The organism is Rufibacter ruber, assembly GCF_014138425.1.
Classification (GTDB): Bacteria; Bacteroidota; Bacteroidia; order Cytophagales; family Hymenobacteraceae; genus Nibribacter; species Nibribacter ruber_C.
On sequence record NZ_JACJIQ010000009.1, the window covers coordinates 231,099 to 240,112 of the forward strand.

Annotated in this window: 10 protein-coding genes; all 10 read right to left on the reverse strand. The window is 47.8% G+C overall.

The annotated features are described in order from the left end of the window. Positions 1-108 precede the first annotated feature (108 nt). On the reverse strand, positions 109-882 hold the full coding sequence (locus FHS90_RS12580; RefSeq protein ID WP_246386973.1) for a copper homeostasis protein CutC: 774 nt from the start codon (positions 880-882) through the stop codon (positions 109-111). A 2-nt stretch (positions 883-884) separates the two neighbouring features. Beyond that, positions 885-1,862, reverse strand: a complete 978-nt coding sequence (locus tag FHS90_RS12585; RefSeq protein WP_182513301.1) for an isoaspartyl peptidase/L-asparaginase family protein — start codon at positions 1,860-1,862, stop codon at positions 885-887. A 117-nt stretch (positions 1,863-1,979) separates the two neighbouring features. Then, positions 1,980-2,801, reverse strand: coding sequence for a PhzF family protein (locus FHS90_RS12590; protein WP_182513302.1), 822 nt, complete (start codon positions 2,799-2,801; stop codon positions 1,980-1,982). A gap of 80 nt (positions 2,802-2,881) precedes the next feature. Next, positions 2,882-3,712 carry a glutaminyl-peptide cyclotransferase gene (locus FHS90_RS12595; RefSeq protein WP_182513303.1) on the reverse strand — a complete coding sequence of 277 codons (831 nt, stop codon included), beginning with the start codon at positions 3,710-3,712 and terminating at the stop codon, positions 2,882-2,884. 773 nt (positions 3,713-4,485) lie between these two features. Then, on the reverse strand, positions 4,486-5,724 hold the full coding sequence (locus FHS90_RS12600; protein WP_182513304.1) for an alpha/beta fold hydrolase: 1,239 nt from the start codon (positions 5,722-5,724) through the stop codon (positions 4,486-4,488). Positions 5,725-6,026: 302 nt separating this feature from the next. Then, positions 6,027-6,452, reverse strand: a complete 426-nt coding sequence (locus FHS90_RS12605) for a S41 family peptidase (protein WP_182513305.1) — start codon at positions 6,450-6,452, stop codon at positions 6,027-6,029. A 201-nt stretch (positions 6,453-6,653) separates the two neighbouring features. Next, positions 6,654-7,073 carry a Riean_0653 family protein gene (locus FHS90_RS22920; protein WP_484592917.1) on the reverse strand — a complete coding sequence of 140 codons (420 nt, stop codon included), beginning with the start codon at positions 7,071-7,073 and terminating at the stop codon, positions 6,654-6,656. Between the two features lie 217 nt (positions 7,074-7,290). Next, on the reverse strand, positions 7,291-7,680 hold the full coding sequence (locus FHS90_RS12610; RefSeq protein WP_182513306.1) for a hypothetical protein: 390 nt from the start codon (positions 7,678-7,680) through the stop codon (positions 7,291-7,293). Between the two features lie 94 nt (positions 7,681-7,774). Next, a complete protein-coding gene (locus FHS90_RS12615) occupies positions 7,775-8,404 on the reverse strand; it encodes a hypothetical protein (protein WP_182513307.1) in 630 nt (209 codons plus the stop codon). An 83-nt stretch (positions 8,405-8,487) separates the two neighbouring features. Then, the coding region (locus tag FHS90_RS12620) for a hypothetical protein (protein ID WP_182513308.1) at positions 8,488-9,014 on the reverse strand (527 nt) is incomplete at its 5' end.

Consider the following 9,014-nt stretch of genomic DNA (forward strand, 5'->3'; position numbering starts at 1 on the left):
ACGGTTGAAGTTCGTGAATATTTCCGTGGCATACGCGGGAAAGGCACATCAGGATGTTTTTGGCCTGTTTTTAAAAAACAGGCCGAAAACAGAGATTGCCAAACCACGTCATTCTACCGGCTCCTGACTCTGGGCCAGCCGGAGCAGCGTCTGAATTCTGTGGCCAGAGGCGGCCATAAACGCGTATTCTGTTGGCAACAACGTGCCGCCCATGGGCACCGTCTCCCTTTTAAACTCCATTCCAGACGCCACCAGCTGCCGGGCCGAAGCGTGAAATTCACTGGCACCCGTTGCCTTGATCAGCGCCGTGATATTTTCCTCATTGATTCCGCCGCCAGGCATGATGGCCATTTTTCCCCTGGCCGCCACCCGTAACTGTCTGATCAATTCTGCCCCATCTGCTGCCGTAGGCCGCTGCCCGGAGGTCAGGAGCCGGTCTACCTCTAACTCCAGCAGATCAGCCAGGGCGTGGAGAGGATCAGGGGTAAGGTCAAAGGCGCGGTGAAAGGTCACGCTCATGGGGCGGGCCTTCTGGACCAACGCGTGCGTTCTGGCTTTGTCAATGTAGCCGTCTGGTAACAGAATGCCCGTCACCACCCCGTCGGCCCCCAACTGCCTGGCCACCTCAATGTCCTGCCGCATCACGTCATATTCCAGGTCTGAGTAAAGGAAATCGCCCCGGCGGGGCCGAATGAGAACGTGCAGCGGGATGGTGAGGTGGGCGCGACAGGCTTTGATCATGCCAGCGCTGGGCGTGGTGCCGCCCTCCACCAGATTATCGCACAGCTCTACCCGGTGTGCTCCGGCGGCCTGCGCGGTGACGGCAGAGGCAACCGAGTCCACGCAGACTTCCAGCATAGGGGGGGGAGTAGGAGGGGCCATGGCTACATCTTGAATTTAGAGTCAATCAGTTGGCTGGTGCGGTGGTCTTTAACAGCATAGTTGAACCCCCGGTGAATACAATAGCCCCCATACTCCCCCTGTTTATTCAGCGCAATGAAACCAACCTGCAGATCTTTCACATTTTTCTGCTTCACCATGATGCGCTCCACCGCCTTCTGACACGCTTTCTCCGGCGACAGTCCCTGTCGCATCAGTTCCACTACCAGGTGGCTGCCTACGGTTCTCACCACCGCTTCGCCCAGGCCGGTGGCAGTGGCGGCCCCAATTTCATTGTCTACATACAGCCCCGCGCCAATGATGGGGGAATCGCCTACGCGGCCGTGCATCTTATAGGCCGCCCCGCTGGTAGTGCAGGCGCCCGCCAGGTCGCCATTGGCATCTAGGGCCAGCAGGCCTATGGTGTCATGGTTCTCAATGTTGATGACCGGCCGGTATTTTGACTCCTTGAGCCAATTTTGCCAGTCTTTCTCTGAGGCTGGAGTTAAGAGATTCTCTTTGGGAAACCCCTTGCTCAAGGCAAACTGCAGCGCCCCTTCGCCCACCAGCATCACGTGCGGGGTGTCTTCCATGACTTTTCTCGCCACTGAGATGGGGTGTTTGATGTGCTGGAGAAATGCCACCGAGCCACAGTTGCTGTCCTTGTCCATGATGCAGGCGTCTAAGGTGACTTTGCCTTCCCGGTCAGGGAAACCGCCGTAGCCCACCGTCCGGACGTTGGGGTCTGCCTCTGGCACGCGCACCCCGGCTTCTACTGCGTCTAGCGCTGATCCGTTTTGGGAGAGGATCTGCCAGGCGGCCTCATTGGCGGGCATGCCATGGTCCCAGGTAGAAATGACAATGGGCTTGTTTGCCTTTGGCTTTTCCAGAGCACCTGCCCATATTCTTTGAAAAGGGGAAATGCCCCCCACCAGTGTGGCACTTAGGGCAGATAATCTGAGAAATTTTCTTCTGCTGTTCATTTAGGTGTAGGAGGGAATGCAGTGTTTGTTCGTTTTGGGTCTGTTTTCAGAAAACTAAGCCGAAAACAGAAATAGAGTCTATAAAGAGACAATCTCCATCTTTTTAGAGGTAGAAAGTTATGCCAGGTGCAGCGTGCCTTCTAAGACAATGGTAGCGAAGGCTTTGACTTCCAGGGTGCTATCACGGGTAATGCGTAACTCCATAGAGCCCCCGCGTCTGGAACATTGGTACGCCTTGAGTTCCTTCTTTTGCAAGCGTTGCGACCAGTAAGACGCCAGGGCGCTATGGGCAGAACCGGTGACGGGGTCTTCGTCAATGCCCACCCATGGCCAGAAACATCTGGATTGAAAATCAAAGGGGGTATCTGGGGTCTGTGTGGTAACCGCCAGCCCTTTTACGCCCTCAACGGCCTGCCGGAGCTTAGTGAAATCTGGCCTCAACAGCAGGAGATCCTCCAGGGAGGGCACCTCCAGCAACAGCATGTGCAGCTCCTCCGCCAGAAATACCTGTGGCTGGGCAGGAAGACCCAGGGCCTCCCAAAGGGCAGGCGCGGGTCCATAAGGCTTTGGCAGGTACAGCGGGAACTGGAGAAGCACCGCGCTTTCATGCGGAGCTGCCTGTAGTACCAACCCTTGGGCGGTGCGGAATTGAACGTGCGGCCACTTTCGCTTTTCCAGAACCAGTTTGGCTGCGGCCACTGTGGCATGCCCGCAGAAGCCAATTTCTACCGTGGGGGTAAAATACCTGATAGAGTAGGTGTGGCTGTGGGAAGCATCTGCCACCAGAAAGGCAGTTTCTGACGCATTCAACTCGGCGGCAATGGCCTGCATGAGGGGAGGCTCCAGCGGTGAGTCAAGTAAACAGACACCTGCCGGGTTTCCTTTGAAAGGCTGACTGGTAAACGCATCAATCAAAAAGGTTTGAATCTGGGTTGCCATAAGGCAAAGCTACAGGATTTACCCACACGGGCAAGTGGACGGCATGCCAGCGGGAGGCTGGGGAGAGAAAAACCCTACTGCTACAGTTTAAACCTGAGAACATAGAGGGTAGGCCACATTTTACCCGTCACGTAAACATTGCCGCTTGCTTCTTCAAAGGCAATGCCGTTCAGCTCTAAGGAACCCGCATGGCGTCTTTGGGCGTCCTGGGCCAGTGAAGTGAGGTTGAGCTGCCCCACCACGCTGCCCGTTGCGGGGTCTATCTTCAAGATGTTATTGGTGGTGTAGACGTTGGCGTAAAGAAAGCCTTTGATGTATTCCAGCTCGTTTAAATCATCAACCGGACCGTATTGGTCAGAAACTTCTACTGTTTTAACTACTTTAAAAGTGGTAGGGTCCAGATAGGTGAGCTGCTCAGTGCCGTCACTCATGATCAGGTGGGTTCCGTCTGTGGTCATGCCCCAGCCCTCATCACTGGGGAACGAGAACTCGCCCACTTTCTTAAATGAGGCCAGGTCATATACAAAGCCTACCTTGCTCACATAGGTCAGCTGGTAGATTTTATCATTCAAGATCACGATGCCCTCCCCAAAGTACTTTTGCTTATCCAGCTCCGTCTTTACCTGTAGCCGCCCGGTTTCCTGGTTTACCACGCCAATGACCGATCTGGTTTGCGGAAGGTCGGCCGGAGACCCTGTGCTTTCATACAGGGTGCCGTTGTGAAAAAGCAGCCCCTCTGTAAAGGCGGTGGTGTCATGCGGAAGGGTTTTCACCACCCCATAGTTGATTTCGCCGGCAGGGTCTTGTGCGGGGGAGGTGCTGGTGGTTTCAGGTGCTTTCTGGCTCTTGTCACAGCTGGTAATGAGCAGGGTTAGCGCGAGAGCTAACGAAATAGAAAATGGCGCGCGCATAGTATTGCTAGGGTTTTGTCACTTTCTTGTAACGGAAGTGCCTGGTGTAAGGCTGCCAGGTATGGGTGAGGGTGCAATTTAGAAGATAAATTCTTGCCACCGACTTTAGCGGAGCTTTTTTAGCGGTCCCTGTTCGCTCACAGAGGTGACAACACTATCATAAATGAATATGAGACCCTTTTATGCGGGTTTGTTCTCTGGAGGTCAAAACGTACAGCTGTCTCCTACCTGCCTGATCAGGATTTAGGGGTTTTGTACGGGTTGGAGTTTCCTCTGTTTTTAGCCTGTTTTTCTAAAAGTAGGCCAAAAACAGGAAACCGGAGTTCGAGCTAAATCCTCTTGTCTGTTTTTGAGCTGTTTTCCGGAAAACAGGCCGAAAACGCATTCTAGGAGTAGGTTGGGCTGTACGCATTTTGCGACTTTTCCGGATCAAACATAACGTCCCTTCCGCTTATGAGGCTTCTGCTTCTCCTGCTGAGATCTAGTGTTGCTTCTGCTACGCTTGCTGCTGAATTTTCTGGTTGCCTAACCTAAAAACTACTATTTAAATTTGCCACAATGTGTTTGGCCATGAGATGGCGCAGCTACCTTATAGGTTTTGTTAGCGGACATTGTTTTTTATTATGGGTTAAATTCAGTTCAGCTTTTACGTACTGTAAACGCTAAAGAGAGAGCGCTCTTATTCCAGGTGCTTGAGTTTTGGTGCTACGGCACAAAAGGGAAAGCAATTCTTTCCCTTTTGTGCCGTAGGTTTACGCAGCCCCACTCCAGAATCATTTGGTCTTTTTCAACTGGTTGATTTTCTCTATGTTTTTCTGGCTGCTTTTAAGTATAGAGGAGTCGTTTGCTGTAGCGGCAAGTTCAATGGCTTTTAGAAACTGCTGTTCTGCCTGTTTCAGCTTTCCCTGCTTCAGCAAGGCTTCTCCATAGCTGTCAAAGGCGTTGGCCGATTGCGGATACTGAATTGTGTTATACTTGAAGGTCAGCAGGGCCAGAGCCAGGTTGTTGGGGTTGCTGAGCTGCTGGTAGGCAATGGTGTTGATCATGCGTTCGTTAAAACCAGAATTCTTTAGCGCCTCAAAAACCACTTTTTCTGCCTTTGGCTCTTTTCGTGTTTTCAGGTAAGTGGCCGCCTGCATCATGTTCGCTTCCAAAGTCGTCATTTTCGCTTCGTGCTCCTGTCGCTGCTTTTCCTTGGTGGCCGCCTGCACCACCTGGCTAATGGCATTAACTACTAACTCGGGCTCTTCGCGGTGTATGTTGTGGCCGCTTCTGGCTGTTACAATGTGTGCACCGTTGGTAAACTGACTGAAGAATTCGGTGTGCAGGTTTCGCCATATTGCCACACCTTTCGGCTCGTGCAGAAACAGCTCCGGGTTAGCCCGGTGCTGGACAGAGGTGAGCACCACAACCGGTACCTGTGGCAGCTTTCCGAAGTCAGGCAGCGCGCCTTTGTCAAATATCTGGTTGATCAAAGCGTTTTCCTGCCGAAACCTGGCGGGCACAAAGCTGTTTTGCAGTTCTATGTCTTTTAACGCTTTGGCAGGATCTGCCTTTTTCAGCTCCTGCATCATTTTCTCTTGCGCCGGATCAACAAAGACCAGGCCTTTCACCTCATCCGGATGCTGCGCCGCATAAGCGCGGATGATGAAGGCGCCGTATGAGTGGCCCACCAGAATAAAGGGTGGTTGCAGCTTTGCCTGTTCAATGAGGGTGCGCAGATCCTGCAATGCTGCCTCCAAGGTTTGCGGCTTCGGGTTTGGTTCAGACTTACCCGTTCCGGCCCTTGAATACAGCATGACCTGGTTTGTTTGCATGACTTCGGAAGCCACGGGCCCCCATACTTTATAATCCGTTCCGAAGCCAGACTCGAAGATAACCGTGTAGGCGCCTGTTCCTGCCTGCACCATTTCAAGCGAATGATCTTGGACGTTTATCATTTTTGTTTGCTGGGCAGTTGCCAGCGCCATGTTTCCTAAGAAAAACAGCAGCAGGAAGGATCTTTTGGTCATGATAGTTATTCTTGTTTTGAAAAGATGGACGTAACCTGGTCTGGCTTAGTGCTACCGCAGAAGGCTACCATCTGGAAGATGCTATTTTGGAGGAAGTGGTTGCCCGGCAGGAAAATTTTTTAGCAGGATTCGGCGGCAAAGGGAAGTGCAAAAGGATCTGTCATTCTCTGAAATTCCCAGGAACTAAAAAAACAGATCTGAATGTGAGTGATTTATATGTTCAATGACCGCTACCGTACTTATGTAATAGGCGGCGAGGCACTCGGCCGAACATACCGTATACACGTAGTTGGCAACAGTATTTATTGATTTTTAGTCACTAATTCAATAGCCCGTTCAAGTATTTCATCTTTGCCATCAACCGTCCCCTGAAGGGTTGGTTTAATTTCAATATCGATTTTCACACCCTTTCTTTGTATCGGGGCCATGTCTGGGTAGAAGATGGCACTACTCGTAAAGTAGGATTTGTAACCTCCTACAAACTCCTGGGGAACCATCGTTCCGCCTGCTCCTGCGGTTTGGCTGCCTACCGTTTTTACATGGTATCCATTCTGTAGCCACATGGCAGTATATTCGGCCCTGCTTTGCGTGTATTCGTCAACAAGAACTAGAACTTCACCTGTGAACTTGGGATCCCCTTTAGGAACAATAGTATGGTTGGATAAAATATACTTGCCAGGAAACCTAAAATCTGGCTTTAATACTTTATTCGTTTCTGCGTTCCTCACTCCCAGAAAGTCCCTGAAATGGTAACCATAAAATTCTTTAGGGTAACCTCTCAGATCTATAATGATGGCTTTGGCGCTTACCAGGCTATGAAGGGCATCAGCAAGTTCTTTCTCATTGATGATTCCCAGTTTAATATAACCAATGTTATCTTGAAGAACCTCCCACGGTTTTTGATTAGTAGCGTAATACTCTCTTCCTTTTTAGTATTTCACATCAAAACGACCATCTGTGACATTAACTGTTTCTCCTGTTCCGGATAGGTTTTCGGCCGTAAAATAAATAGTGCCCGAAACTATCCTTTGCACCGTATCCAATCTCGTAATGTTGACAGCCCTCGTATGCCTGGTATTCGTTAGGAAGTCTTTTTCAGCCCTGAAATCGTTATAATCGTTGTGTCCCCCGTAATTCTTGAATGAAAGATTGCCAGGATAAGAATAGGTGTCAAAATTAAGTTGTTGAATGCCAGTGGTCCTTAAATCCTCCAGGGCGATTTCAATTCTGCTATTATGGTCATCGGTCGTGCGTCTTGCGCCAAGAACGAAGCGTTTAGGACTTTTATTAGCCCCATAATTAACATAGAATTTTTCACCATTCGCAAATAAACTTTTGATTTCCGCAATCCATGGTTAGCCATTTACTTTGCAGGCAATTATGCCCGAACCATTTTGAGTAGGTTTAGGCAACTCCTCTTTTTCACATCCTGTGAGGAACCATGTCAAAAGAAGTAGATTCGATAAATAATAGATATTTTTCATATTCATTTTGTTTTAAATTTTTTTCAGATGGCCGCGGCTAAAAAGCGTTTTAATGCTTTTTAGGCGTTGTTGTGCTAAGTAATTATTTATATTGTACAGGTTCAGTATAAACTCCAATCTTTTTTAATTCCTCCCAAGTAATAGATTTGATTATTTTTGATTCATTAATAACCTCTTCAATCATTTCTTTAGTCATCTTTAATTCCAGATTATCAAATATTTCAATAAAACTCGGTAGGCTTTTAAAATCCTTATCATCTTCACAATAAATGCCAATTACTGGATAAGGTGGTCCATGTGGCTTTTCAAAAGATAATAAATCGTATTCAGCCGATTTTGGGAAATTTTCAAACCAAATAGGCAATTGAACTCTAAATACATCCAAACAAGAGATAATCAAATTCATATCCCAATTCAATTTATCATAAAAGGGAAGTTCAACGGGCAAATATCCTCTGGATTTATCTGTCATAGATATTTTATTTAGCACAACGTACTTGTGTAAACGACGCGCGAGGCCGTCGGCCGAAGGGTGACGTTTACACCTTGTTATGGCCTGGCCTTTTTTATACGATTGAGTAGCTCAACGTGATGACCTTTACCTCTGGCCCCAACTCACGTACTATTGAATAGTCCCTGTCCACAAGTATTTCACTTGAGAATGAAGCTATATCCGCGTGGTCATATTTCTCAATTGTAACTTTATTTGCTTCAATGTCATTCTTTAGTTCTTGGAAGTCAAACTCTTTGTCGAGTGCTTTGGCAATCCAGAGGACTTTCTTGTAGACGTTACTCCATTTGGTATAGTCTGTTTTGTCGTTTCTTAGCCTGAATTCTGCAGATACGGCGAAATGATTGCAACCTCCCCTTGAAATCAAAAGTGTATCACCAGTTTCAAGCACAAAGGTCGCCGTCCGCTTTTCATAGTCCCACTTGTAGCCGTTGAGTTCTTTTATATTTTGGAGAAATTCATCCGTCTGCGTTGTCTGGTCGAAAACGCATTCTCCAGATTCATTCTCATCAGTAGAGGTGTCCGCCACTTTTTGTGATGAGTCCGCTGTGCTCTTCTTGGCTAGCAGAGTGTCAGGCTTTAAGGCAAGCTCTTCTTCTACCAAAGTAGCAGGCGAACTCTCTTGTGTTGAGTTGGAACAAGACGAAATGAATAATACGAATAGAATTTTGAATACATTTTTCATTCTTTTAATTATTTGGCTTGGCCATAACGGACTTAGCTAAACGACGGGCGAGGCCGTCGGCCGAAGCTGAAGTTTACACGTTGTTAGGCTACGATTTTCTTTATTTTTTTATCTCTCAAGTATTGAGTAACGAAGAAAGATAATGCTAATGTAATCCAAAGCCAGTATTCATATTCAAAAGCCCAGTAGATAAATATTGGAACAATTATTATCCATTCCACTAAAAGGATTGTTCTAATCTTACTTTTAATAAGTCTAAATAAAACCAAATCTAAGAATGTTAAGGCAGAGAAAATTCCTGCCATTATCATAAGTCCGTATGTAAGGAATAGGAATGGAACAGATACAATACTTAATAAAAGTGCTTGTCCCCATCTTCCTCCTTCATACTGCGGGACACCTAATAATTTAAAAATTAATATGCTTAGATAAGTCGTTATATAGAATCCGACTAAGTGAATCCAGTTAGTTGCGACAATCTTCGTTATTTTTTTCAATTTATTTAATTGTAGCCTAACGAACAAGGCTAGAAGGCGTCCTGCACGCATTGTAGAGGTTGGATGCCTTCTAGGCGTAGTTATCCGCAGTTGTTTTTCCTTTTTCAGGTACT